Annotated in this window: 20 protein-coding genes; 9 read left to right on the forward strand and 11 right to left on the reverse strand. The window is 70.7% G+C overall.

The annotated features are described in order from the left end of the window. Positions 1 to 462: 462 nt before the first annotated feature. The 7 genes from FZO89_RS01675 to FZO89_RS01705 form a co-directional block, all read right to left on the reverse strand. Entirely contained in the window at positions 463 to 879 is a 417-nt protein-coding gene (locus FZO89_RS01675) for a hypothetical protein (protein ID WP_149103984.1), read from the reverse strand. Between the two features lie 56 nt (positions 880 to 935). After that, positions 936 to 1,148 carry a PspC domain-containing protein gene (locus FZO89_RS01680; RefSeq protein WP_149101635.1) on the reverse strand — a complete coding sequence of 71 codons (213 nt, stop codon included), beginning with the start codon at positions 1,146 to 1,148 and terminating at the stop codon, positions 936 to 938. Positions 1,149 to 1,179: 31 nt separating this feature from the next. Beyond that, the gene (locus FZO89_RS01685) at positions 1,180 to 1,578 is read right to left on the reverse strand and encodes a DUF5329 family protein (RefSeq protein WP_187471002.1); all 399 of its coding nucleotides are present in this window, start codon (positions 1,576 to 1,578) and stop codon (positions 1,180 to 1,182) included. A 13-nt stretch (positions 1,579 to 1,591) separates the two neighbouring features. After that, positions 1,592 to 2,662 (reverse strand): class III poly(R)-hydroxyalkanoic acid synthase subunit PhaC, encoded by a 1,071-nt coding sequence (locus tag FZO89_RS01690; protein WP_149101636.1) that lies wholly within the window; start codon positions 2,660 to 2,662, stop codon positions 1,592 to 1,594. A gap of 27 nt (positions 2,663 to 2,689) precedes the next feature. Next, the gene (gene phaE, locus FZO89_RS01695) at positions 2,690 to 3,946 is read right to left on the reverse strand and encodes a class III poly(R)-hydroxyalkanoic acid synthase subunit PhaE (protein WP_187471003.1); all 1,257 of its coding nucleotides are present in this window, start codon (positions 3,944 to 3,946) and stop codon (positions 2,690 to 2,692) included. Between the two features lie 61 nt (positions 3,947 to 4,007). Then, on the reverse strand, positions 4,008 to 4,628 hold the full coding sequence (locus FZO89_RS01700) for a CDP-alcohol phosphatidyltransferase family protein (protein ID WP_149101638.1): 621 nt from the start codon (positions 4,626 to 4,628) through the stop codon (positions 4,008 to 4,010). A 238-nt stretch (positions 4,629 to 4,866) separates the two neighbouring features. Then, positions 4,867 to 6,702, reverse strand: a complete 1,836-nt coding sequence (locus FZO89_RS01705; RefSeq protein ID WP_149101639.1) for a 3-hydroxybutyrate oligomer hydrolase family protein — start codon at positions 6,700 to 6,702, stop codon at positions 4,867 to 4,869. Between the two features lie 336 nt (positions 6,703 to 7,038). Between FZO89_RS01705 and FZO89_RS01710 the strand changes: the two genes are divergently transcribed. The 7 genes from FZO89_RS01710 to FZO89_RS01740 all read left to right on the forward strand — a co-directional run bounded on the left by FZO89_RS01710 (position 7,039) and on the right by FZO89_RS01740 (position 15,183). Further along, positions 7,039 to 7,494, forward strand: coding sequence for a GNAT family N-acetyltransferase (locus tag FZO89_RS01710; RefSeq protein ID WP_149101640.1), 456 nt, complete (start codon positions 7,039 to 7,041; stop codon positions 7,492 to 7,494). 9 nt (positions 7,495 to 7,503) lie between these two features. Then, entirely contained in the window at positions 7,504 to 8,169 is a 666-nt protein-coding gene (locus FZO89_RS01715; RefSeq protein ID WP_149101641.1) for a response regulator, read from the forward strand. A gap of 140 nt (positions 8,170 to 8,309) precedes the next feature. Continuing rightward, the gene (locus FZO89_RS01720) at positions 8,310 to 8,753 is read left to right on the forward strand and encodes an NIPSNAP family protein (protein ID WP_149101642.1); all 444 of its coding nucleotides are present in this window, start codon (positions 8,310 to 8,312) and stop codon (positions 8,751 to 8,753) included. Between the two features lie 150 nt (positions 8,754 to 8,903). Next, positions 8,904 to 9,989 (forward strand): sensor histidine kinase, encoded by a 1,086-nt coding sequence (locus FZO89_RS01725; protein WP_187471004.1) that lies wholly within the window; start codon positions 8,904 to 8,906, stop codon positions 9,987 to 9,989. A gap of 56 nt (positions 9,990 to 10,045) precedes the next feature. Further along, entirely contained in the window at positions 10,046 to 10,849 is an 804-nt protein-coding gene (locus FZO89_RS01730; protein ID WP_149101644.1) for a LytR/AlgR family response regulator transcription factor, read from the forward strand. A gap of 134 nt (positions 10,850 to 10,983) precedes the next feature. Continuing rightward, positions 10,984 to 14,064 carry an efflux RND transporter permease subunit gene (locus FZO89_RS01735; RefSeq protein ID WP_149101645.1) on the forward strand — a complete coding sequence of 1,027 codons (3,081 nt, stop codon included), beginning with the start codon at positions 10,984 to 10,986 and terminating at the stop codon, positions 14,062 to 14,064. A 21-nt stretch (positions 14,065 to 14,085) separates the two neighbouring features. After that, on the forward strand, positions 14,086 to 15,183 hold the full coding sequence (locus FZO89_RS01740; RefSeq protein ID WP_149101646.1) for an efflux RND transporter periplasmic adaptor subunit: 1,098 nt from the start codon (positions 14,086 to 14,088) through the stop codon (positions 15,181 to 15,183). 18 nt (positions 15,184 to 15,201) lie between these two features. Here the strand turns inward: FZO89_RS01740 and FZO89_RS01745 are convergent, their stop codons facing one another. The 4 genes from FZO89_RS01745 to FZO89_RS01760 all read right to left on the reverse strand — a co-directional run bounded on the left by FZO89_RS01745 (position 15,202) and on the right by FZO89_RS01760 (position 22,832). Continuing rightward, entirely contained in the window at positions 15,202 to 15,690 is a 489-nt protein-coding gene (locus tag FZO89_RS01745; protein WP_149101647.1) for an NUDIX hydrolase, read from the reverse strand. A gap of 77 nt (positions 15,691 to 15,767) precedes the next feature. Next, positions 15,768 to 19,097, reverse strand: coding sequence for a PAS-domain containing protein (locus FZO89_RS01750; RefSeq protein ID WP_149101648.1), 3,330 nt, complete (start codon positions 19,095 to 19,097; stop codon positions 15,768 to 15,770). A gap of 78 nt (positions 19,098 to 19,175) precedes the next feature. After that, positions 19,176 to 20,507 (reverse strand): phenylacetate--CoA ligase family protein, encoded by a 1,332-nt coding sequence (locus tag FZO89_RS01755; RefSeq protein ID WP_262378478.1) that lies wholly within the window; start codon positions 20,505 to 20,507, stop codon positions 19,176 to 19,178. Between the two features lie 168 nt (positions 20,508 to 20,675). Next, positions 20,676 to 22,832: a TonB-dependent receptor gene (locus tag FZO89_RS01760; protein WP_149103986.1), complete on the reverse strand. Its 2,157-nt coding sequence runs from the start codon at positions 22,830 to 22,832 to the stop codon at positions 20,676 to 20,678. 223 nt (positions 22,833 to 23,055) lie between these two features. On the opposite strand from FZO89_RS01760, the gene FZO89_RS01765 reads away from it, so the two are divergent. Continuing rightward, a complete protein-coding gene (locus FZO89_RS01765; RefSeq protein WP_149101650.1) occupies positions 23,056 to 24,459 on the forward strand; it encodes a GntP family permease in 1,404 nt (467 codons plus the stop codon). A 193-nt stretch (positions 24,460 to 24,652) separates the two neighbouring features. Beyond that, positions 24,653 to 26,425 carry a DUF1800 domain-containing protein gene (locus FZO89_RS01770; protein WP_149101651.1) on the forward strand — a complete coding sequence of 591 codons (1,773 nt, stop codon included), beginning with the start codon at positions 24,653 to 24,655 and terminating at the stop codon, positions 26,423 to 26,425.

The following is a 26,425-nucleotide window of genomic DNA, read 5'->3' on the forward strand; positions in this document are numbered from 1 at the left end:
CTGCCCGGTCTCGTCACCGTCGCCGGCAGCGCGCGATCGACACGGCAGCCGAGAGCTGTAGCCCGAAGAAAGCTGTAGCCCGAAGAGAGAGGATGAGCCAAGGCGGCTCGCCCGGCACTCTGGTCGCCTCCGGCGCCGGGCCATCCCGGTCCGACGGGTCCCCGTCGCGGCACAACCCCCGCGCATCAACCGCGACCGCAGCCTGGTTCGAACAGCGCGCCGGACAAGCAGGAAGCCCACAAAGCAGAAGGCCCAGTCTTCCGGTTTTACCCGGTCGGCTGAGCCTTCCTTGTCGAAGCGATTGCTTCCGGCTTTCGCCTTCCGCTTTTTCTTCGACGGTTGCAGGTTATCGCAACCATCGTTATGGCTGCGTAAAAACGGCTGACCGTTCGTCGGCAGCGAGGAACCGGCAACGCGTTGCGGCGTTGCGACGCCGGTGCACGCCGAGGCGATGCGCCGCGATCACGCCGGCCACGGCCACCATCCGCGACCGGTGCGCGCGTAGCGGTCGGCTGCACGTTCGAACCGGTTGCGCACGCTGATGCCGCCGCACAGCAGATACAGCGGCAGGAACAGCGGACCCAGCACCATGTACTGGAAGACGTGCGCGCGCTCGTGGTCGCCGAGCATGATGCAGGGTTCCTCGTACAGCCCCGCCCGGTGCGCATAAGTCACGCACGGAGAATCGAGCGTGTCGCCCGTATGCAGGATCACGTTGCCCAGGGTGATCGCGCCACCCGGCCCCCAGGGCCAGCGATGGAACACCAGCGCCCGTTCGCGACCATTCAACCGGGCCCGCGCGCCAAACGGCAACCCGGCCGCACCGCCGAGCAGCCCGAGCACCGTATTGGGCAGGGTCCAGAGGATGCCGACGCACATCAGCGCCGTCGCCGGCACGCGTTGCCGGCGCTGCGCGTCCGCCGCCCGCGGCTCGATCAATCGTTGCCTTCCGGAATCAGCAGCCAGAGCACCAGGTAGACGAGGATGCCCGGGAACGCGGCCGAGAGCACCGATCCGACGACGTACAGGACGCGCAGCAGCGTGGGACTCCAGCCATAGCGGTGCGCGATGCCCCCGACCACGCCGGCGAGCACACGGTCGTGGATGGAGCGGGTCAACCCGGCGGACTTGGCGGTGCTCTGGTTCATTGCGGTCGCTCCCCCGGTGTGCCTGGCCAGTCTAGCGCGGGGATCGTGAAGAATCCGCAGCCCTCATGCGCGCGAGTTCGTCTGTGAACCAATCCGCCGCGAGCGCCTCGACGCCGTCGCAGCGCACCCGGTAGGGCCGCCCGCTCAGACTGCTGCGGCTCGCAAGGCGTTCGATGAAGTCGTCCGCTGTCCCGTTGAAGCCCAGGCTGCGTGCCCGCTCCAGCTTGCGTTGCAGGTGGGCCTGCGCGTCTGCCGCCGCATGCCAGCGGCCGTTGCGCTGGAACTCGCAGTCCGAGGTCCCGATCGCGGCGACCAGCCTCGCGATCTCCCGCGGCGCGACCACCCCGGCATCGGGCCCGCTCGACGGCCCCGTGGCTGCGCCGGCCGCCAGCGCGAATGCGAAGGCCCACCCTGCCGCGCCCATGCCCATCGCCCCGTCGCCCTCAGCGCGCCCGCTTCGACAGCCACTCGTGGATCGCGGTCGGCACTTCCTTCTGCGCGCGGCCGGAGACATAGATGCCGATATGGCCGCCGCGGAACGACAGCTCCGAGTAGTCGGTCGTACCCACCAGGCCCTTCATGGCGCGCGAGGCGTCCGGCGGCACCAGGTGGTCCTGTTCGGCGTAGATGTTCAGCACCGGCATGTCGACGAAGCCGAGGTCGACCTCGCGCCCGCCGATGGACACGCCGCCGTTGACGAAGCCGTTGCCCTGGTAGAACTGCTTGATGAACTCGCGGAACGCCTCGCCCGCCTGGTCGGGCGAATCGAAGATCCACTTCTCCATGCGCAGGAAATCCTCGAGCGCCTTGCGGTCGTCGAGGATGTCGACCAGGCCGACGTACTTCTGCACGAACAGCCGCCACGGCTTCAGCGTGAGGTAGCACAGGTTCATCATGTCGGCCGGCACGTTGCCGAGGGTGTCGACCATCAGGTCGACATCCATGCCGCGCGTCCAGTTCGAGAGCATGTTGTCGGCGGTGTGGAAATCCACCGGCGTGACCATGGTGATCAGGTTGCGCACCCGGTCCGGATGCAGCGCGGCGTAGCACAGCGAGAACGCGCCGCCCTGGCAGATGCCCAGCAGGTTCACCGATTCCATGTCGTGCGCGCCACGCAGATGGTCGAGCGCGCCGCCGAGGAAGCGCTCGATGTAGTCCTCCAGCGTGAGGAAGCGGTCGGAGCGGTCGGGATAGCCCCAGTCGATGATGTACACGTCCTCGCCGCGCGCGAGCAGGCCCTTCACCAGCGAGCGGTCGGACTGCAGGTCGACCATGTACGGGCGGTTGACCAGGGCGTAGCAGATCAGGATCGGCACCCGCGCGGTCGGCTTGCGTTCGCCGACGAAGCGGTACAGCACCACCTTGCCGTCGCGCCAGACTTCCTCGCGGGCGGTGGCGCCGAAGTCGACGTCGTCGACCTCCAGCAGCGTCTGCAACCCCGCGCCGAGCTTCTTCTGGAAGTTCGAGGCTTCACCTGCGATCTCGTCGAGGCTGATGTTAAGCGGACCGTTCATGGCGTCGGTTCCTCCCGTGCCGTTCGTCTACGCATCCGCGTCGCGCGCCAGCGGCTGCGGCGCGACCGGGATCGCGGTCGAGAACCCGTTGGTGGGCGAGCGCGCGACGCGCGCCGGCGACGCGGGCGCGCGCTTGCGGGCCGGGACCGGCTTGCCGGCCGGGCTCCGCTTCGTGGCGCGCCGTGCGGCTTTTCCGTTCGCGGCTTTTCCTTGCGCGGGTTTCGCCCCGGACTTCGCGGCTGCGGCGGTTGCCGGATCTGCGGCGGCGGGCTTCGCCGCACGCCTGGCGGTCGCAGGCCTGGCGTCGTCGCGCTCCCGCGACGACGCGCCCCGCGGCTTCGACGGCGCGGACGGGCCGGCCCCTCCCTGCTCCACCCGATCGCGCATCCGTCGCAGCGCGCGCTCGAGTTCGACGATCTTGCGATGCGCGCCATCGAGCTCGCTGCGCGTGGGCATGCCCAGCAGCGAGCTGGCGATTTCGACTTCCTTCTGCACGCCCGCGCGCAGCTTCATCTGCGCGTTGACGAGGTTGCCGTAGGCGGTACGGTAGTCCTCCGACAGCGCCGTCTCGGCGTAGGCCTGCTCGGCCGCCTCGACCCACAGGTCGAACAGCGCGCGCGCGCTGGTGATCTGCAGGCCCGGCGCCTCGTGCTCGGCGAGCATGCGCTCGAACACCTTGAACGCGGATTCGGACGACTTCAGCAGCAGGGTATTAAAGGCGTTCGAGGCTTCCTGCGCCTCGAGCTGCGCCGCGGCCAGTGCCTGCGCCCGTTCCTGGTGCTCGCGGGCGAAGCCGAATGCCGGCATCTGCAGCAGCGAGCTGCCCTCGGTGCGCAACAGTCGCAGCCACGGCGCCGCGTCTTCCGACCATTGTTCGACGCCGTGCACGCCGTTGCCGGCCATCGAACGGAACATGTCGGCGAACACGTTCACGGAGCCGCCGCCGAGCGCTTCCTTCCAGGCCGCCGCGACGTCGGCGGCGGTGCTGTCGCCGCCACCGAACTGCGCGGCGACGCGCTGCATCTGCGCATACCAGTCGCTGGCCTGCCGGTTGAAGCGCCAGAGGGTGTCGTCGTGGGCGCTGCGGCCACTGGCCTGGCGCGTCCACCAGTCGATCGCGTCCTGCCAGGCCTGGTTGCCCATCCTCACCGGATCGGGCGGGGCCGCGCCCGGGATCGAGTTGCGCAGCGCATCGCCCCACGCACCCCAGTACTGCCGGGCGAGTCGCTCGAACTCGTCCGTGGATCCGGTACCTGCGCCAAAGCCGAAACCCGGGTTCGCCATGCCGTCCTCCTGTGTCGCCCCGATCATAGCAACCGCGGTGGATGTTCCGTGGACGGCCGCCTCAGAACTTGGGGATGCGGATGGTCTTGCTGATCATCAGCGATCCCGACAGCGCGAACACCAGCACCAGCGGGTGCAATTGCCAGGGTCCGAGCTGCCACTGCCCGAACCAGATCGCGTCGCCGATCGCGCCCTGCCAGGCCGCCACCGCGAGCAGGGCCACGATCACCACGCTGCTCGGAATCGGCGTGCCCTCGAAGTACTTCACCTTGTCGCCGCCGTCGGCGAGCGTCTCGGCGGTGACGTTGTAGCGCGCCAAGCGGCTGACGCCGCAACCGACGAAATAGCTCAGGACGATCCAGTCCCAGCCGCCCTGCATGCCGCAGGCGTACGCCAGCGCAGCGGGCGCCAGGCCGAAGGAGATCACGTCGGCGAGCGAGTCCAGCTCGCGCCCCAGGGTGGAGGCGACCTTGCGCCAGCGCGCCACCCGGCCGTCGAGCGCATCGAATACGAAGGCCAGCGGGATCAGGGCCATGCCGACCATCAGGTCGCGCACGACGCCGTCCTGCAGGAACCGCATCGCCGCGAACACCGCGCCGGTGCCGCAGAAGGCATTGGCCAGCGTGAACCAGTCGGCCAGTTGGAAGTCGCGCAACATCGAGAAATGGCGGGGTCGGGACATGTCGGGCCTGCGGAAACTCGGGCTTCCAGAGTGCCAAATCCGGCGTGAGGATGGAGCAAGCGGCCGCGATGCACCAGCGCGGCACTCCGTAGCCCGGATAAGCGCAGCGCATCCGGGAACCCGGGGTACTTCAAGGTCGCGCCACGCTTCCGGTTGACTGGCGCATTCCTGTTTTCCGGGGGACGCGGATGACGGTGCGATGCCCCGGATGCGCTGCGCTTATCCGGGCTACGGGCGACTAGTCGGGCAGCGCGAGGTGTCCGGGCTGCAGCGGCACGCCCGGGCCGCGGGGGCGTGTCCGGATCACGGCGTCCTCCGGCAGGGGGCCGCGGCCGTCCAGGTGTGCCTCGACCCGATCCAGGGCGGCGTACACGTACGGCAGCAGCGGCACGTAGCGCGCCGCGTAGTCCAGCAGGCCGAGGAATCCGTCGAAATGCTGGGCGTTGTGCACCTGCCAGTAGCGCACGTCGCGGCCGGCCGCGCGCGACGCGGCGACGTACGGCGTGCTGCTGAAGGCCATCGGCACCAGCCCGTCGTCGCTGCCGTGCACCACCACCACCGGCAGGCCGGCGCGCGGCGGCGCGGCGCGGGTGGCGGCGACGCCTGCGCGCACGCGCTCGGCGTCTTCGCCATCGCCGTCGTGCAGCGCGCGCAGGCAGCGCAGCCCCGGCAGCGTGGCGTCCGGCAAGGCGACCGGGATCCCGGTCAGGCCCACGCCCGCGCCCGGCGGAATGCCGCTGGCATCGCTCCACCACGCGGCCTGTTCGGCGGAGGTCGCCACGCGCGCGGAAAGGTCCGGGTTCTGCGCCTGGAACGCGAAGCCGCAGGGATGTTCGCCGACGCCGTAGCGGCCGTAGGCCGAAGCGTAGGTGGCCGCTACCGCGCGCCACAGGTCGAAGCCGGTGGAGAGCACGCCGGCGCGGATCGCGCCTTCGCTCCAGCCGGCGGCGATCATGCGCTCGTACGCCGACCTGGACTGAGCGACCGGATCGGCGCCTTCCACCAGTCCGGCCGCCTGCAGCGACCCGCAGCGCAGCATCCACGATGCCTCGACCTGGGCACGCAGGGGCGGCTGCGGCAGGCCCTCGAGATGCAGCTGCGCGCACGGCATCAGCAGCGCCGCCTCGGTGGTGTAGTCGTACAGCGGGCGTCCGCCATGGCTGTCGACGAACACGTTCGGTTCGCCCGCGACCACCGCATCGAGCCAGTCGCCTTCGAGCTCGGCCGCGCGCAGCACCGCGCCGCCGCCGTTGGACAGGCCGACCGCGATGACGCGGGTGTTGTCGAATGTGAAAGGTGCGGCGCCGGGCAGCGCCTGGTCCAGCGCCTGCAGCGCGAATTCCGCCGCCTGTCGCACGTGCCGGCCCCAGTCCGCTTCCGGGTTGTCCTTCGAGTGCGCGTGCTTGAACGCGACGCCGGACGCGCCGACCGGGGTATCCGGGATGAAGGCCAGGTCCCCTGCCGCGAGCGCGCCGCGGGTGCCGTCGGCGCGGACGCCGGTCTGGGTGTCGAGGTCGAAGTAGTCGGTGCCGGCGCCCTTGTCGGTATAGGCCACCGCGCAGCCCTTCGGCAGCCCCCAGGCGCCTGCGACCGCGATCGCGCCGTAGATGCCGCGCGAACCCGATGACGCCGTGACCACCACGCATCGCTTGTTCGCGTCGAACGCATCGGGCAACTGCAGCAGCACCCGATGCGGCTGCGATGCGCCGGGTAGCCGGCCGTAGCCGTGAAATTCGCGACCAGGTACCGGCGCGAGGCTCCCGAACAGCTCGCCGTAGCCACCGCCCGGTGCGAGGTCGGCGATGCCGCGCCAGTTGCTCCAGACCGCGCGTCGCCGCAGTTCGCCCGCGGTCGGTTGCGCGGGGTCCGCGAATGCGGGCGGTGCCGTCGCGCGCAGGCCGTCGGGGCCGAGACCCGCGCTCAGCAGATCGTCCTGGCCGCGGTGCTCGCTGCTGCGCTGGGCGGTGAACACGGTTGCCTCCGGTGAAATCTTGCGCGGCCCGCCGGCGCAGGCCACGAGTCCCGCCGCGAGGGCGGCCGTGCACAGCTTCCCGATCATCGAAGTGGTGGTCATGCCGGAACGGTAGCACCCGCGAACGGCGCCTCCATCGTACTTTGGTACCACGCGGCAGGCGCACGCCCCTGATAGCGTGGCCGCGACGTGACTGCGCACCAGCAAGGTCCGGCGCGGCCGCGCGCGAGCACATCGGCGCGACGGCGCTCCGGCGGCACCGGGCGCGATGCCACAGGTGCGCGACGGGCATCGGCGCCGGAGGCGCGGCACAATGCCCGGCGGGCTTGGTGCGTGCCTGCGTGCCGGTTCATGGCGGTGCACGGCGGCATGCACGCCCCACCATGTCCGCCGCCTGTCTCCACTTTCGCGCGGGAAGCGCATCCAGAAATTCCAGGCATGCAGATCCGACCTGCCAACCTCGACGACCCCGCCTTTGCCGCGCTGATGGAAGAGCACCGCCCGGCCATGCAGGCGACCGCGCCGCCGGAGAGCCAGCATGCGCTCGACCTCTCCGGCCTGCGCCAGCCGTCCGTCCGCGTCTGGACGATCCACGACAACGATGTCCTGGTCGGATGCGGCGCGCTGCAGCACCTCGGCACCGGCCACGCAGAGGTCAAGGCGATGCGTACGTCCCGCTCCCGGCTGCGCCGCGGCGTGGCCAGGGCGATGCTCGACCATCTGCTGGCGGAGGCGCGCCGCTCGGGCTACGCGCGGGTCAGCCTGGAAACCGGTTCGATGGACTACTTCGCGCCCGCGCGGCGGATGTACGCGGCGGCCGGCTTCGTCGAGTGCGGGCCGTTCGGCGACTACGTCGAGGATCCCAACAGCTGCTACATGACCCGCGCGCTGTAGGCTGCACCCATGCCCACCCTGCTGATCGCCGACGACCATCCGCTGTTCCGTGCCGCGCTGCGGGGCGCCGCCGCGGACGCCGCAGCCGACGTCGCGACCTGCGAGGCCGAATCGCTGGACGGCGTGCTGGCGATGCTCGAGTCGCGCACCGACATCGACCTGGTGCTGCTCGACCTGCACATGCCCGGCAACCATGGCCTCGCCGGCCTGGCCGCGATCCGCGCGCAGTTCCCCGCGGTGGCCGTGGTGCTGGTGTCGGCCAACGAGGATCCGCAGACCGTGCGCCGCGCGCTCGACCACGGCGCTGCCGGCTACATCCCCAAGAGCGCCGGGCTCGACGAACTGCGCGAGGCGATCCGGAGCGTGCTCGCCTGCGAGCAATGGCTGCCGCCCGCGCTTCGCGGTGCCGTCACCCGCACCCGCTCCTCGCCGGCCGATGCCGACCTCGCCGCGCGCCTGGCCAGCCTCACGCCGCAGCAGTTCCGCGTGCTGACCCTGGTCGCGCAGGGCCTGCTCAACAAGCAGATCGCCGATCGCCTCGACATCCAGGAGCGCACCGTCAAGGCGCACCTGTCGGTGATCTTCGAGAAGCTGGGCGCGCGCAACCGGACCCAGGCCAGCGTGATCCTGCGCGAACTGGAGATCGGGGATCCCAGCCGCCACGCGGCGGACTGAGCCGGTCCGGAGGATTTCCCGCCGCAACGCGGGCCCGCCGATTGCGGCCTCCTCCCGTTTTGTGAGCGTCGTCCGGTCGAGCCGGGAACCCGGCGCGCGCCACGCGCTCCAATGGCAGCGGACACGCACCGGAGACACCGATGACGCCGCACCGTTCACGACCGTCGCGCCTGCTGGCCGCCGCCGTGCTGCTCGCCCTGCTGCAGGCCGCGCCCCTGTTCGCCTCGGAACCCGCCGGGCCGATCCACCAGTTGCGGATCTACGGGATCTTCGACGAGACCCGCCAGGCCTTCCACGACCGCTTTCGCGACCACGCTGCGCGGATCATGGCGCGCCACGGCTTCCACATCGTCTCGATGTGGGAGAGCCGCGGCGAGGATGGCAAGCCGCGTTTCGTCTACCTGCTGCAGTGGCGGGACGAGGCGACGATGCGCGAAGGCTGGGCCGCCTTCATGGCCGACGCCGAATGGGCGCGGATCAAGCGCGAAACCGCACGCGAGCACGGCCGCTTCGTCGACGGCATCGAGGAACACGTGCTGCAGCCGACGGACTACTCGCCGCAGGCGTCGTTTTCCCCGAAGTGACCGCGTCCGGCGGTCGAACGGCCACTGCGACCCCATCCCTGCCGCGCCCCCGGCGCCGGCACGACGAGCCGTGCCCCATCCGCGCCGGAACGAGCCCGCCCGGCCCGCTGCGGCGGTAGGATGCCGCAGTTGCGCCCGGAAGCCAGCCCGATGTCCATCGCCCTGCCACGCCCGCTGGCGCTTCCGCGCCAGCAGCTGTTCTGGCTGCTGCACATCGGCGGCTGGTCGGCGTACTTCGCCCTGGGCTACCTCGCGGCCATCGCCCACGACAAGCCACCCGGCTACTGGGTGGTGCCTCTGACCGCGGCCGCCACCGGCGCCACCGCCACCCTCGCGTTGCGGGTGCTGCTGCGGCTGTTCTGGCACCTGCCGCCCGGACGGCTGGCGCTGGCGATGGTGGTGCCGGTGCTGGCCGCGTCGGCGCTGATGGACGCGACCACGCGCGCGGTGCTGGTGGAGTTCTGCGAGACCTGCAAGCCGGCGAACCGGGTCGCCTTCGTCGCCTACGCGCTGGGTTACATCTACGTGCTGCTGGCGTGGGTGGGCCTGTACCTGGGCATCCGCTACTACCGCCAGCTGCAGGGCGAAACTGAGCGCACCCTGGCCGCGCGCAGCATCGCCCACCAGGCGCAGCTGAAGATGCTGCGTTACCAGCTCAACCCGCATTTCCTGTTCAACACGCTCAACGCGATCTCCACCCTGATCCTGGACCGCGACAACGCCACCGCCAACCGCATGGTCCAGGGCCTGTCGGCGTTCCTGCGGCATTCGCTGGACAACGACCCGATGCAGCGCGTCACCCTGCGCCAGGAACTCGACGCGCTGACGCTCTATCTCGACATCGAACGGATCCGTTTCGCCGAACGGCTGCGGGTGGAGACCCGCATCGACGAGGACTGCTGGCGCGCGCTGCTGCCCAGCCTGCTGCTGCAGCCGCTGGTCGAGAACGCGATCAAGTACGCGGTCGCCCGCCAGGTCGCGGGCGGCGTGCTGCGCATCGGCGCGCGCCGCGAGGGCCCGCAACTGGTGCTGACCGTGGCCGACGACGGTCCCGGGTGCGGCAGCCTGGAAGGCGGCCAGGCGCCGGCCGGCAAGGGCGTCGGCCTGCGCAACACGAGAGAGCGGCTGTCGGTGCTTTACGGCGACGCCGGGTCGCTGTCGATCCGCAACCTCGATCCCGGCATCGAGGTCACGTTGCGCCTTCCGTTCGAGACCTCGCAGGCGATCCGGGACTGACGGCAGTGGATACCGCAACGTCGAACCGCTCCACTCCACCGCCGCGACTGCGGACGATGATCGTCGACGACGAGCCGCTGGCCCGGCGCGGCCTCGAGCTTCGCCTGCAGGCGCACCCCGACGTCGAGATCGTCGGCCAGTACGGCGACGGCGCGGCGGCGCTGGCCGCACTGCGCGACGATCGGCCGGACCTGCTGTTCCTGGACGTGCAGATGCCCGGCGTGGACGGCTTCGAGACGCTGCGCCGCATCCCCGCCAGCGAGATGCCGCTGGTGGTGTTCGTGACCGCGTTCGACCACTACGCCATCCGGGCGTTCGAGGCTTCGGCGGCCGACTACCTGCTCAAGCCGGTCGAGGACAGCCGCCTGGCGCAAGCGCTGGCGCGCGTGCGCGAGGTGCGCGCGCAACGCGAGGCAGGCGCCCATTGCGGGCAATTGCTCGAGCTGCTGGGAGAACTGAGCGGGCGGGCGCCGCTGCGGCTCGAAGAGGCGTTGCTGCCCGATGCGATCGAGCGGCTGCGCCGCGAGGAGAAGCTCGCGGTGCGCGACGGCCATCGCACCATCCGCGTCGACCTGCGCAGCATCCGCTGGATCGACGCGGCCGGCGACTACATGTGCCTGCACGTCGACGGCAAGGCGGGCGCCGGCGAGACCCTGGTGCTGCGCGCGACGATGCGCGAGATGGAACGCCAGCTGGATCCGCAGCGTTTCCCCCGCATCCACCGCTCGACGATCGTCAACGCCAGCCGGGTGGTCGAGCTGCGCCCGCACAGCAACGGCGAGAGCTTCCTGCGGCTCGACTGCGGCCAGGAACTCAAGCTCTCGCGCAGCCATCGCGACAAGCTGCCGATCCTGCTCTGAACGCGCGGCCGCCGCGCCTCGTCGCGGCTTCGCAACGCTTCGCCGCGGAACCGCCACGCGCATGACTTCCGGGCCATCGCCGGCCGTCGGCACCGGCGCATCGTGCGCGCCGCCGACCCCCGTCCGGAGCGCCGATGAAACTCACCGAAGCCTCGCTGCGCAACCCGGCCGCGGTCGCCGTGGTCGTGGCGCTGGCATGCGCCTTCGGCCTGCTCAGCCTGGGCAAGCTGCCGCTGCAGCTGTTCCCCGACATCGAGCGGCCGCAGATGTCGATCCAGACGGCATGGCGCGCGGCCTCGCCGCAGGAGATGGAATCGGAGATCGTCGAACCCATCGAAACCGTGCTGCAGGGACTGCCCGGGATCGAGGAGATCGCCTCCAACGTCAACACGGGTTTCAGCGCGATCAACCTGACGTTCGCGATCGGCAGCGACATGGACGCGATGCTGGTCGAGGTGCTCGCGCGCATGAACCGGCTGCCGCCACTGCCGCGCGACGCCACGCCGCCGGTGGTCCAGGCCGGCGCAGACAACGCCAACGATTCGCTGACCTACTTCTTCGTGCAGAAGCTGCCGGACACGCCGGGCGACATCCGCGACTACCGGCAGATGATCGAGGACCGCATCGTGCCGCGCCTGACTTCGGTGCAGGGCGTGGCCGGCGTCGCGATCAACGGCGGTGCGCCGGAGGAACTCACCATCACCCTCGACCTGGCGCGCGCGGCCGCGATGGACATCCGGGTGCCGGACGTGGCCGCGGTCGCGGCGCGCGCCACCGACGTGTCGGGCGGCGTGGTCGAGGCCGGGCGGCGCGAATACGTGCTGCGCTTCGCCGGCCGCTATTCGCCCGAGGCGATGGGCGAGCTGGTCCTGGCCTGGCGCGAGGGTCGCCCGGTGCGCCTGGCCGACGTCGCCACGGTCGAGGTGAAGCGCCCCGAACAGCGCTTCTTCGCCTACCAGAACGGAAACCCGGCGATCGGGCTGCGGATCCTGCGCACCCACGACGCCAACGTGCTGGCCACGCTCGACGAGGTCAAGCGCGAGGTGGCCGACCTGCGCGAGGAGGAGCTGCTGCCGCTGGGCCTGGACATCGCCCAGAGCTTCGACGCCTCGGTGTTCATCCACCGCGCCATCGGGCTGCTGTCGGGCAGCCTGTTCGCCGGGATACTGCTCGCTGTCGGCTGCCTGTGGTGGTTCCTGCGCGACGTACGCGCCACCGCGCTGATCGCCTGCGCCATCCCGATCTGCCTGCTGGCCACCTTCATCGTGCTGCAGCTCACCGGCCGCAGCCTCAACGTGATCTCGCTCGCAGGCCTGGCCTTCGCGGTGGGCATGGTGATGGACGCCGCGGTGGTGGTGGCCGAGAACATCGTGCGCCTGCGCGAACAGGGCGTGCCGGCGGCGCGCGCAGCGCTGGAGGGCACGCGCCAGGTCGGCGGCGCGCTGGTCGCCTCCACGCTGACCACGGTGGCGGTGTTCCTGCCGGTGATCTTCATGCGCGACGTGGAAGGCCAGCTGTTCGCGGACCTGGCGCTGACGATCTCGATCGCGGTGGGCATCTCGCTGCTGGTCGCGGTGACCGTGCTGCCGGTCGCGGCCGGAACCTGGCTGCGCTCGCGCCCGCGCGATGGGCAACCCCGGGGCTGGAGCCGGGTCGGCGACTGGGCGCTGCGCACCACCGCCACGCGACGTCGCCAGTGGATGTGGGTCGTCGCGCTGGTGCCGGCGCCGCTGCTGCTGGCGGTGCTGCTGGTGCCGCAGATCGACTACCTGCCACCGGTCAAGCGCGCCGCGGTCGATGCGTTCTTCACCTTCCCGCCCGGCATGAGTCCGGCCCGCGTCGACCGCGAGATCGCGCCGGTGCTGCTGGAACGCATGCGTCCCTATCTCGAGGGCGAGCGCGGGCCCCGGCTCAGCAACTGGTACCTGAACCTGTGGCCCGGCGGCGGCACGCTGGGCGCGCGCGTGGTCGATCCGGCGGACATCGGCGAACTCGAGCGCATCGTCCGCGACGAGATCGTAACGGGATTTCCCGACACGCGTGCCTTCGCCAGCGAAGGCGAACTGTTCGGCGGCTTCGGCGGCTCGGCGCGCGCGATCGCGATCCACCTGCAGCACGGCGATGGCGAGGCGCTGGCGCGCGCCGCCGAATCGGGCAGGCGCGCCCTGGGCGACCGCTTCCCCGGCGCAAACGTGCAGTCCTTCCCGAACGTCGACGCGGGCACGCCCGAGCTGCGCATCTCGCCCGACGACCGGCGCCTGGCCGAATCGGGCTGGCAGCGCAGCGAGCTCGGCACGATCGTCCGCACGCTCGGAGAAGGGCAGTGGCTGGGCGAGCACTTCGACGGCGAGCGCCGCCTGGCGATCATCCTGCGCGGCCAGCATGCGGATCCGGAGCGCGTGGAAGCCGCGCCGCTGGCGACCCCGCTCGGCGGCGTGCTCACGCTGGGCGAACTGGCAAACGTCGACACGGTGATCGCCCCCAACCAGCTGCGCCGCATCGATCGCCGCCGCACCGTCACCCTGACGGTCGATCCGCCGCAGGCGATGTCGCTGGAGCAGGCGCTGCGCATCGTCGACGACGAGATCGTGCCGGCGCTGCGCGAGACCCTGCCAGACGATGCCACCGTGCGCGTGTCGGGCAGCGCCGACCGGCTCGACGAAGTGGTCGGCAACATGGCCAGCAACTTCGCCATCGCCCTGCTGGTGCTGTTCCTGCTGATGACGGCGATGTTCCGCTCGCTGCGCGACAGCGCGGTGGTGATGGCGACCCTGCCGCTGGCGTTGCTCGGCGGCGTCGCCGGGCTGCGCGTGCTCGACCTCGCGGCAGGCCAGACGCTCGACCTGCTGTCGATGATCGGCTTCATCCTGCTGCTGGGCATGGTGATCAACAACGCCATCCTGCTGGTGGCGCAGGCGCGCGAGGCGCAGGCCGGCGGCGCCTCGCTGGAGGAGGCGCTGCGCCAGGCGCTCGAGCAGCGCCTGCGCCCGATCCTGATCGCCGCGCTCACCGGCGTGCTCGGCGCGCTGCCGATGGCCGTCAATCCCGGACCGGGCGCGGTGATCTATCGGGGCCTGGCGGCCGTGTCGGTCGGCGGCGTGGCCCTGAGCCTGCTGTTCACGGTGGTGCTGGTGCCGGCGCTGATGCGCCTGGCCGCGGCACGCGTGCCACGCCCCTCCGTCGCCGGCGATTCCCTGGTCCAGGCACCCGCCTGAGCCCTTTTCGTGGAGATTCCCATGCGTCCCGTGCATGCCGCCCTGCTCGCCAGCGTGCTCGCCAGCACCCTCATCCTCAGCCTGCGCCAGGGTTTCGCCGACGATGCCCCGCCGGCCGCGCGCGAAGCGCCACCTGCGGTCGTCAGCGTCGCGCCCGCGGTGCGCGCCGAGTTCCGCCCCTACCACTGGGCCCCGGGCAGCGTCGTCAGCCGCAACGACGCGCGGGTGGCGGCGGACGTGGCCGGTCGGGTCCTGCGCAGCGCCGCGGTCGGCGAGCACGTCCGCGCCGGCCAGCCGCTCGCCGCGCTCGACGATGCCGCGTTGCGGCTGGCGGAGCGCGAGAGCGGGTCGGTGATCGCCCGCGTCCAGGCGCAGCTGGAACTGGCGCAGGCGCAGGAACGCCGCTTCGCCACGCTGGCCGAGCAACGCAGCGTGGCGCGCGCGCAGTACGAACAGCAGCGCGCCGATCGCGACGTGCTGGTGCAGGAACTGGCGCGCGCCCGGGCCCAGCGCGACAGCATCCGCCACCAGCGCTCGCGGATGCTGGTGCGCGCGCCGTTCGACGGGGTGGTCGCCGAACGGCTGGCGCAGCCGGGCGAATACCTGCAGCCGGGCGACCCGGTCGCGCGCCTGGTCGACACCGGCGCACGCGAAGTCCGCACGCACGCGCCCGTCGCCCTGGCGCGCCACCTCGCGCCCGGCGCGAGCGTGCGCCTGCGCGATGGCGACGAAGAGCGCGAGGCGCGGGTCAGCGCACTGGTGCCGGTCGGCGACGAAGCCTCGCGCCAGGTGGAACTGCGGATCGCCGTCGACGCGGACGTGCTGCCCGTGGGCAGTGCGCTGAGCGTGGGCCTGCCGAGCGCGCCACCGCGCAGCGTGGTGGCGGTGCCGCGCGATGCGCTGGTGCTGCGCCGCGAGGGCGATTTCGTGGTGCGCGCCAGCGCGGCCAACCGGGCCGAACGCCTGCCGGTGCTGGCCGGCGACGAGATCGACGGCATGATCGAGGTCACCGGCGGTGTCGCGCCCGGCGACCGCCTGGTGGTGCGCGGCGCGGAACGGATCGAGCCCGGCCAGGCGCTGAGCATCCAGGCGCCGGCGGACACCGTCGCGCTGCGCTGAGCGCGCGCGTTCCGCGGCTCAGATCCTCGACACCTGCCAGGACACCATCCGGCCGTCGCGATACGGCATCACCCCGTGGAACGCGCGTGGGTCGTCGTCGAACACCAGGGGCAGGAAGTGGCGGTCGCCGTCCCACAGCGGCAACTCGCCCAGGCGCGCCACCTCCACCCATTCCAGCGTGCCTTCCGGATTCGAGGCGAAGGGTTCACCGCGGTATCCGGTGACGAGGAACACGAAGCCCAGCCAGTCCTCGCCGTGCCGGCCGAAACCCGGCCAGCTGATCGTGCCGCGCAGCGACATCGCCTCGCAGTCGATCCCCGCTTCCTCGCGGATCTCGCGGCGCATGCCCGCGACCACGTCCTCGTCGGCTTCTAGCTTGCCGCCCAGGCCGTTGTACTTGCCGAGCTGGTGGTCGTCCGGGCGCGCGTTGCGATGGACCATCAGCACCTTGCGCCGATCGGGCGAGAGCACGTAGCCGAGGGTGGCGACGATCGGGGTGTAGGGCATGCGCGACGGTCCTGCGGAGCACAGCCGCGCATGGTAGCGATGCGGCGCCCGTGCGGCGACCACCCGCCTCGCCCACCTCACGCCATGCGCATCGCGCGCAGCCGGTCGAGCGTGGACTTGAGCGCCAGCGGGCGCACCGGCTTGCGCAGCAGCGCCAGGTCGTGCTCCAGCGCGGCGCGGCGCACCTCGCCGCTGTCGTCGGCGCTGAGGATCAGCGTCGGCCTGGCACCGAAGCGCGCTGCCAGGCGCGCGTGCAGGGCGACGCCGGTATCGCCGTCGTCCAGGTGGTAGTCGAGCAGCCAGAGCGACGACGCGTGCCGCTGCAGCAGCGCTTCGGCGGCAGGGCCGTCGGCAGCGGCATCGACCGTGCATCCCCAACCTTCCAGCAACGCCCGCAGCGCCGCCAGCGCGGTCGGATCGTTGTCCACCACCAGCACCCTGCAGCCGGCCAGTCCGGTCCGCTGGCTGCCCGTCCAGGCGCCATGGGCAGCTTCCGCGCGCGGCAGTTGCAGCGAGAACACGGTGCCGCGACCCACCCGGCTGCGCAGCCCGATGTGCGCCCGCATCAGGCGCGCGATGCGGTCGGCGATTGCGAGCCCGAGCCCCAGTCCCTGCCCGGGCGCGCCGTCGCCGCGTCGGAACTCCTCGAAGATCGGTCCCTGTTGCGCGGTCTCGATGCCGGGGCCGGTGTCGTGCACCTCCACGCGCAGTCCCGTGCCGTCGCGACGCAAGCCGAGCAGCACGCCGCCGGCCGCCGTGTAGCGCACCGCGTTGGCCAGGAAATTCTGCAGCACGCGCCGCAGCAGCTGCGGATCCCCGTGCACCCAGGCGGCCGTCGCGACGACGCGGAACGCCAGCCCCCGCTCCGCCGCCAGCGCGCGGAACTCCGAGGCGAGCGGTTCCAGCACCTCGGCGAGCGGGAAATCGCGCGGCTGCGGCACCAGCCCGCCCGCCTCCAGCCGCGACATGTCGAACAGCCCGGTCAACAGGTCGGTGGTGGAATCGAGCGCGCCGCGCACCTGCGCAAGCGCGGCCCGCTGCTGCGGCGCCAGCTGCCTGCCCAGCGAATCTGTGAACAGCTGCGCGGCATGCAATGGCTGCAGCAGGTCGTGGCCGACCGCGGCGAGGAACCGGGTCTTGGCGTCGTTCGCGCGCTCGGCCTCGCGCCGCGCCTGGTCGAGGCTTTCGGTGCGCTCGGCCACGCGCAACTCCAGGGTCTCGTTGCTGCGCTTGAGCTCGGCCTCGGCGTCGCGGAACGCGGTCACGTCGGTGAAGGTCGCCACGAAGCCGCCGCTGGGCATCGGGTTGCCGCGGATCTCGACCACCGTCCCATCCGGGAAACGACGCTCGGCGAGGTAAGGCGTGCCGGCGCGCATGTGGCGCAGGCGCCGCCCGACTTCGCGCTCGACGTCGACCGCGCCGATCAGCCCGCGCCGCAGGTTGTGCCTCACCAGGCGTTCGACCGGCACGCCCACGCGCATCAGCCCGGCGGGATAGTCGAACAGCTCCAGGTAGCGGCGGTTCCAGGCCACCAGCCGCAGGTCGCTGTCGACCACGCTGATGCCCTGGCTCATGTTCTCGAGCGCCGCCTCGAGCACGCGCTGGTTGAAGCGCAGGTCCTGCGACGCCTCGCCGACGATCGCGGCGACGGTATCCAGGTCGGGACCGGCGTCGCGGCGCGCGGCATCGAGCAGCAGGCGCGCGGACGCGCTGCCCAGGACCGCCGCGAGTTCGCGTTCCAGCCCGAGCTCGATCGCGGCCGGCACCGGCCCGTTCGCGGGTGCTTCGCGCAGCAGTGCGTCGACGCGCGGCGCCGGCAGGAAGCGGCGACCGGCGTTGCGCAGCGTCTGCCGGTCGGAGCCGCGCGCCTCGCTGGGATGCGGCGTGCTGCGCAGGCCCGCCACCAGCACGGTGAGCGCGGTGCCGACGAACAGGCTCACCCCGACCGCGCGGCCGAGCCGGCTCCAGCCGGTCAGGCCGAACAGGGATTCGGGCGCCAGCCACGCCAGTCCCCACGGCCCCGCCTGCAGCCACGCCTGCCCCGGCGCCAGCATCGGCGGCAGCATCACCCAGGCCCATGCGGCGAATCCGGCGAGCACCCCCGCCACCGCCGCGCGTGCCGGCGTCTGTGGTCGCCAGACCGCGAAGCCCAGCGCCGGCGCCAGCGTGGCCAGCGCCGAGAACGACACCGCGCCGACATCGGCCAGCGCCTCGTTGCTCCCCAGCCGCCGGCTGTAGACCCAGCCCAGCAGCATGATCGCGACGATCCCGCCCCGGCGCAGCGCCAGCAGCGCGCCGCGGTGATCGTCGCCACGCCCGCGCGACCATGCGCCGCGCAGCAGGCCGGGCGCGAACCAGTGGTTGCCGATCATCAGGCTCAGCGTGAGCGTGCTGACGATCACCATGCCGGTCGCCGCGCTCAGCCCGCCCAGGAACACCAGCAGCGCGATCGCCTCGTGCCCCGCGGCGAGCGGCAGCGCCAGCGCGTACATGTCCGAGGGCACGCTGCCGCCCAGCAGCGCCTCGCCCGCACGCGCCAGCGGCAGCGCCGGGATCGCGATCAGCAGCAGGTACAGCGGAAACAGCCAGCGCGCGGTGCGGATGTCGCGGTCGTCGCGGCATTCGACCACGCCGACGTGGAACTGGTGGGGCATGATGAACATCGCCAGCGCGCCGAGCAGCACCAGCGGCATGAATCCGCCCGCCGAGGACGCCACCGGCGCGGGCGGCGGCGGCACGTCGGCCGCCACGCCTTCCAGCCCGAGCCAGACGAACGCGCCCAGCGCCAGCATCGCCACCAGCTTGAACAGCGACTCGAACGCGATCGCCAGCACCAGCCCCGGGTTGTGTTCGGTGGCGCTCGCCCGGCGGGTGCCGAACAGCATCGCGAACAGGGCCATGGCCAGCGCGACGTACAGCGCGCCGTCGCGCCACGGTGGCGGCGCGACGTCTCCGCCATGCACCGCACTCGCGGTCAACGTCGCGAAGCTCTGGGTGATCGCCTGCAGCTGCAGCGCGATGTACGGAACCAGGCCGAGCGCGGCCACCAGGGTGACCGTGGCAGCCAGCCACGCATCCTTGCCCAGCCGCGTGGCGATCAGGTCGGCCAGCGAAGTAGCGTTGCTCTCGCGCGCAAGCCGCACCAGCCGGATCAGGAAGAAGACGGCGAACGCGTAGAACACGATCGCGCCGACGAAGGTCGGCGGCAGCGGCCAGCCATAGCGGCCCGCCTGGGTGACCGTGCCGTAGAACGTCCACGACGTGCAGTGCACGGCCAGGGACAGCGCATAGACGTGCTTCCAGTGCCGGGCCAGCACGCCCGCGCTGCGTTCGGCGAAGAGCGCGGTGCCGAACAGCATGGCCAGCCATACCGTCGCCGCGGCCGCGACCAGTCCGATGCTCAGCACGACCCGGTTCCCTGCGGCGCCCGCGGACTCGCGTACTGCGCGGCCGCGACCGGCCCCAACCCCGGCGCCGGCCGGCCGCTAGAGCCGGGAGACCGCCACGCGCAGCTTGCCGGTAGGCGTGAGCGGGATGTCGCCGGTGCGGCGGAAGTCGAGCCGCACCGTGTCCCCGAACGCCTCGCGCATCGCGAACGTGATGTCCTGCAGGGAGGCCTCGTCGAATCCCCCAGCCGCGACATACGACACCTCGATCACGTCCAACCGTTCCTGCACCGCCTGGAAGCGACGGATCCCCGGCGTATTGAACACCAGATGCTCGAGGTATTCACCCACGAAATGGCCGGCACTGTCACGCAGCGCGTCCATCGTGCGGCCATCGATGCTGGCGAGCATCGGCAGGCCGCGGCCGCAGGTACATCTCGTGGTGGACGCGGTGGCGAGGTCGCCGTTCTCGTAGCGCATCAACGGCATGCCGTAGTTGTGCAGGTCGGTGAGCAGGACCGGACGCTTCCCTCCGCCGCCGGCGACCGGCTCGCCGAGTTCCACGCACAGATGGTCCGCGTTGACATGCAGTCCATCGCCCGCACCGCACTGTGCCGCCACCAGCATGACCTCGCGGCAGCCGTAGGTGTTGTACACGGGGCAGCCGAAGGCGCGCTCGATGAGCTCGCGCTCGTGCTGCGCCAGCGGTTCCGCGGCACAGATCACCGAATCGGGCCGATGCACCTGGCGGCCGGCCTCCAGCAGCCAGCGCGCCACCCGCACGGCGGCCGCGACATAGGCCACCACCACCCGCGGCTGGAATACGTCGATGGCGTCGGCGTACCGGGCCATGTCGTCGTCGCGCATGGCGAACACGTTGACCACGCGCCGGTTGAAGGCCCACTGCATCAGCCGTTCCTTGACCGGCACTCCCTCCAGCGGTTCGCCCCAGAAGTACAGCGCACGCGTGCCCAGGGGCGCGCCCGCCCAGCCGTATCCGCGATGCATCACCGCGACCCGGCGCTCATAGCTCTCGCGCGTGTAACCGATCGTGAGCGGCTCGCCGGTGGATCCTCCGGTGGTCTTGTAGAGCATCCTCCCGGCATGGTCGCGGGCGTGCAGCGCTTGGAAATGCGCGCGCACGTCGTCCTTGGTCAGGACCGGCAGGCGGGCGTAGTCGTCCGGGCCGCGGATGTCCTGCGAACCCGAGATCCCCGCCCCGGCCCAGCGCGTCCGGTAGTAGGGCACCTGTTCCCAGCAGTGCGCCACCAGCCGCTCGAGCTTCCGCCACTGCAGGGCCGCCAGCTCATCGGCCGACAACCACTGGCTGCGCTGGTACTCGTCGAGGTGCGCCAGCGTGCCGCGGCGGCGCAGGACCGATTCATAGGCCGGAAACAGGACCCGCCGGAACAGCGGACCGTACATGTCCATCATGAGCCCCCCCAAAGGCACATTCCACGCCACATCGCCCTGCCCGCCTGGCGGCGGCAGCGGAAACGACGCTTCGCGCAATATTAACCGGAATGTGTGCCCGCAGGCGGCCGGGACACCGTGGAACGCGGGCGGCGGCCACGGCGCGCCGCCCGCGCCCCGAGGGCCTCAGAAGTCGTAACGTGCGGTCAGGCTGTACTGGCGCGGCGGGCCGTAGAAGCCGGTGAGCACGCCCAGGCCAGCGCTGACCAGGTTGTAGCCGGTGGTGCGGTACTCCTCGTCGGCCAGGTTGGTCCCCTGCAGCGAGAACGACCAGGCCTCGTTGGCGCGCCAGACCACGCCGGCGTTGACCAGCCCGTAGCCGTCCTGCCGGATCACCGGGCTGAGGTCGGTGGTGGGCCACACTTCCGACTGGTAGGAATAGCCCACGCGCGCCGAGAGGTTGCCGCCGTTGGCCAGGTCGGTGCGGTATTCGAGGTTGATCGCGCCGGAGAACTCGGGTGCGTTGGTGAAGTACTGGCTCTCGGCGATGTCCACGCCACCGCTGATGAACTCGTCGTACTTCGCATCCAGCCATGCCAGGTTGCCGCTGAGCAGCCAGTTGGGCGTCGGCATGAACTGGTACTCGGCCTCGACGCCGGTCACCGTGCCCTTGCCGGCGTTGGTGAAGTCGCCGAAGAAGCCACCGCCCGGCAGCGCCGTGAACACCGACAGCTGGATGTCCTCGTAGATGTTGTGGAACGCGGCCAGGTTGAGGAACAGCCGCTGGTCGAGCAGGCCCATCTTGGTGCCGATCTCGAAGCTGTCCACGCTCTCGTCGTCGAAAGGCTCGCCCGAGCGCGGCACCGCGGTGGTGTTGGCGCGGATGTTGTAGCCGCCGGATTTGAAGCCGCGCGAGGCCAGACCGTAGACCATGATGTCGGGCGTGAGCTGGAAGTCGAGCGAGACCTTGGGCGAGACGTTCTTGAAGTTGACGGTCTTGTCGAAGTTCGCGGCGACCACGCCATTGGGCACGCTGAAGCTGTCGTCGGTGTAGCCGATGTTGTAGGCGACGGCGTGCTTGTCCTCGTCGGTGTAGCGTGCGCCGACGTCCAGCTTGAAGCGGTCGGTCAGGTCGAAGGTCCAGTCGCCGTAGAGCGCGATGCTCTTGGTGTTGACGTAGCCCTGGGTATCGCCGAAAGACAGATCGAAGAAGTTGTTGAGGACCTGGCCGCCGGCATCGCCGTTGAACGCGTACAGCCCGACCACGCCGCGACCGCGGCCGCCGGTGTCGTAGTTGGCCTGCAGTTCGTGGCTGACCTGCTGGTCGCTGTAGAACGCCTTCACGTCGGCGATCCGCTCCGGCAGGGTGTCGAAGTCGATGTTGGTCTCGGTGTCGGATTCGCGCTTGGCGACCACGTACTTCAACGCCCAGTCGTCGTTCGGGCGCCAGTTGACCGTGGCCGACACCCCTTTCATCTCGGTATCGTTGACGTTGGGCATGCCGCTGCGGATGTCGTAGCGGCTGTCCATCGGCGCGCCATCGACCACGGGCACAAGCGGATTGGTGTTGGGGGCCAGCATCTTCGCGCCGCGCACGCCGGACTGGTCGTCGATCCAGTCGAAGGCGAACTGCACGTCGAAGTCCTCGTGCGAGTACGCGCCGAGCTGCATGCGCAGGGCGTTGATCTCCTTGTCGCTGACCTCCTGGCCGTTGTGCAGGTTGGTGCCGAAGCCATCGCGGTTCATGCTCGCCACCGCCACCCGGCCGCGCAGGCCGCTGTCCTCGCCGCCGATCGCGCCGCCGATCGCGGCCTTGGCGTCGAGCTGGTTGTAGTTGCCCACGGTGATCGAGCCGAAGCCGGTGGTTTCGGTGGGCAGGCCGCGCGAGATGTACTTGATCGCGCCGCCGATGGTGTTCTTGCCGTACAGCGTGCCCTGCGGGCCGCGCAGCACCTCGATCCGCTCGACGTCGAACACGTCCAGCAGCGCGCCCTGCGGACGGGCGATGTAGACGTCGTCCAGGTAGATGCCCACGCCCGGGTCCACGCCCCACAGCGGGTCGGCCTGGCCGACGCCGCGGATGTAGGCGGTCACCGTGCTGGTCGAGCCGCGGGCGGCGTAGATGGTGAGGTTCGGGACCTGGGCATCGAGGTCGCCGATGTCCTTGATGTTGAGCTTGTCGAGGGTCTCCGCGGTGAACGCGGTGACCGCGACCGGCACGTCCTGCAGCGTCTCCTCGCGCTTACGCGCGGTCACCGTCACCGCGTCCAGGGTGGTGGCGGACGTGCGCGGGACCGCAGGATCCGGACCGGCATCCTGTGCGAACGCGGCGGGCGCGGCCATGCCCAGGGCGATGGCCAGGCTCAGGGTGCTGTACTTCGGGTTGCTGCGCTTCACGGTCGGCCCCTCCCACGGGATGCATGGCGTGCGGCCGGACGGCCACATGGCGCAGAGGTTAAGGACCGCTCCGATGCGGCGGCATCGTACCTTCGGACAATGGGACGGGCCGGCGGGGGTCCGGACACTGGCGGCCGGTTCCGTCGGCACCACGCCCGAGGCATAGCGAATGGATTTCCTGATCGTCCTGGCGGCGCTGTGCTTCCTGATGCTGGTGGCCTACCGCGGCTACAGCGTGATCCTGTTCGCGCCGATCGCGGCGCTGGGCGCGGTGCTGCTGACCGACCCGTCGCTGGTGGCGCCGATGTTCACCGGCCTGTTCATGGACAAGATGGTCGGCTTCCTGAAGCTGTACTTCCCGGTATTCCTGCTGGGCGCGGTGTTCGGCAAGCTGATCGAGATCTCGGGGTTCTCGAAATCGATCGTCGCCGCGACGATCCGGGTGGTCGGCGCGCAGCGGGCGATGCTCGCGATCGTGCTGGTCTGCGCCCTGCTGACCTACGGCGGCGTGTCGCTGTTCGTGGTGGTGTTCGCGGTCTATCCGTTCGCGGCCGAACTGTTCCGCCAGGGCGACATCCCCAAGCGCCTCATCCCCGGCGCGATCGCCCTGGGCGCGTTCACCTTCACGATGGATGCGCTGCCGGGCACGCCGCAGATCCAGAACATCATCCCGACCGCGTTCTTCGGCACCACGGCATGGGCCGCGCCGGTGCTCGGCACGGTGGGTGGCGTGTTCATCCTGCTCGTGGGCATGAGCTACCTCGAGTGGCGCCGGCGCAGCGCGCAACGCGCGGGCGAGGGCTATGGCGACCCTGCCACGTTGCTCAACGAACCCGCGCCGTTCGCCGGCGACCGCCTCGCCAACCCGCTGGTCTCGCTGCTGCCGCTGCTGCTGGTCGGCCTGAGCAACCTGCTGTTCACGCGCTGGATCCCGAAGGCTTACGGGACCACCCACGAATTCGTGCCGTCGGTGGTCGGCAACGCGGCTCCGGTGGTGCAGGAAGTGCCGAAGATCGCCGCCATCTGGGCAGTCCAGGGGGCGCTGCTGGTGGGCATCGCCACGATTCTGGTGTTCGCCTGGAGGCCGGTGTTCGCCAGCTTCGCCGAGGGCACCCGGAGCGCGATCGGCGGCGCCCTGCTGGCGTCGATGAACACCGCCTCGGAGTACGGCTTCGGCGCGGTGATCGCGGCGCTGCCGGGCTTCCTCGTGGTAGCCAACGCACTCGGCGCGATCCCCGACCCGCTGGTCAACCAGGCCGTGACCGTGACCGCGCTGGCCGGCATCACCGGCTCGGCTTCGGGCGGCATGAGCATCGCGCTCGCGGCGATGGCCGATACCTTCATCGCCAATGCCGAGGCGGCAGGCATCCCGATGGACGTGCTGCACCGGGTGGCCTCGATGGCCTCGGGCGGTATGGACACCCTGCCCCACAACGGCGCGGTGATCACCCTGCTCGCGGTCACCGGCCTGAGCCATCGCCAGTCCTACAAGGACATCTTCGCGATCACCCTGATCAAGACCGCCGCGGTGTTCGTGATCATCGGCGTGTTCTACGCGACCGGGCTGGTCTGAACGGGTGTCCGCTGCGCGTCGGCATCCAGGGCGCGAGGGCCGGAAACGTAGACACGTCGCGGCCGGGGGGGCTGGCGGGGCGGTTACGCGCCCTGGCCGGTCGGGATCCGACGCCGGGAATGTGGTCGGGATCACAACTGCCGCTGCCGTCTGACCGATACTCTCCCCCGCAGGGGACTTCCAGGACACCATCATGACGCCAGGCCTTTCACAGGCGGAACGCGCCCTGCTCGAGCGCGCGCACCGCCAACGCTACAAGCTTGCCCGCGCACCGCGCTTCCAGCCCCTCCCCAAGGACCGCCCGGCCACTGCCACTGCGGGGCCCGCACTGGAGAAGTCCTCGCGTCGCCGCCTGCTGGCGCTGGCCAAGCCGCCGTTCGCCGTGCGGGTGCTCAACAACATGAGCTACGGCGCGACGACGACGTCGATCGCCGAGTTCAACGCGCTCGGGACCGGTGACCCGGCACGACTCACGGCGTGGGTGGACCGCCAGCTCGATCCTGCGTCCATCGACGATGCCGCGGTTGACGCCAGGCTTGCCGCCGCCGGCTACTACACCCTGGACAAGACCCTCGCCCAGCAGTGGTCCGAGCACGTGCGCGCCGAAGGAATCGAGTGGGGGGTGCGCATGCGTCCCGGCTTCGAAGTGCAGCGCGAGGCGCTGGTGCGTGCGGTGTACTCGAAGCGGCAGTTGTTCGAGGTGGTGACCGGGTTCTGGCACGACCATTTCAACGTCATGGTCAGCGATTACGACTGCTGCCCGGTCTACGGCCACTACGATCGCGACGTGATCCGCGCCAACGCGTTCGGCAACTTCCGCACCATGCTCGAGGCCGTGGCCAAGAGCCCGGCGATGATGATCTACCTCGACAACAAGTCGAACCGCCGCTCCGGACCGAACGAGAACTTCGCGCGGGAACTGCTGGAACTGCACACCTTCGGCGCGGAAAACTACCTCGGGTTCATGGATCCCTTCGAAGTCCCGCCCTGTCCCGAGGATCGCAACTACCCGATCGGCTACACCGACATCGACGTGTACGAGACGGCCGCGGCATTCACCGGCTGGACGATGAACAACAACCACTGGGAATTCCAGCACGCCAACAAGGACGACGGTCACTTCTACTATCACGCCGACTGGCACGATTCCGGTCCGAAGTTCGTGCTCGGCACCTTCATCTACCCGGAGCGGCCGGCGCTGCAGGACGGGCGCGACATCCTCGATCGCATCGCCAGCCACCCGCGCGTCGCGCGCTTCATCTGCAGGAAGCTGGCCCGCCGCTTCCTCGGCGACGACCCGCCGCAGGCGCTGGTGGACAGCGCCGCCGCGGTGTTCCGCGCGAACTGGCAGGCGCCCGACCAGATCAGGAAGACGCTCCGGCACATCCTGCTGTCCGACGTCGCCCAGCACGCCTGGGGACGCAAGGTGCGACGCCCGTTCGAGGCGGTCGCGGCCTCGCTGCGCGTGCTCGGATGCGACTGGACGTACACCTTGGACGAGAACCGCAGCAACGACCTGAACTGGCGCCTGGGCTTCACCGGCCACCAGCCCTACGACTGGCCGGCGCCGAACGGCTACCCCGACCTCGCCACCGCCTGGTCCGGTGCCAGCACCTTCGGCATGACCTGGAAACTGCTGAACTGGCTCACCGAGACCAACAACGTCGCCGGCGACGGCAAGCTGCTGCCGATCATGGAAACCACCCGCGCGGGCGTGCCGGCCGGGCAGTGGACCGCGAACCGGCTGGTCGAGTTCTGGTGCAGGCGGATCCTGGGCTACATGCCCAAGTCCCAGCGGGTCTCGACGTTGCGCGCCTTCCTCGCGCAGGACGGCGACCCGGCCAGCTACGTGATCGAGGACACCAACGGCTGGAACCAGAACGACCTCAAGCGACACTACAACCAGGAGCGCATCCGCAGCATGGTGTCGCTGATCCTGATGTCCCCCGAATTCCTGAGCCGTTGA

This window comes from Luteimonas viscosa (genome assembly GCF_008244685.1).
GTDB lineage: Bacteria > Pseudomonadota > Gammaproteobacteria > Xanthomonadales > Xanthomonadaceae > Luteimonas > Luteimonas viscosa.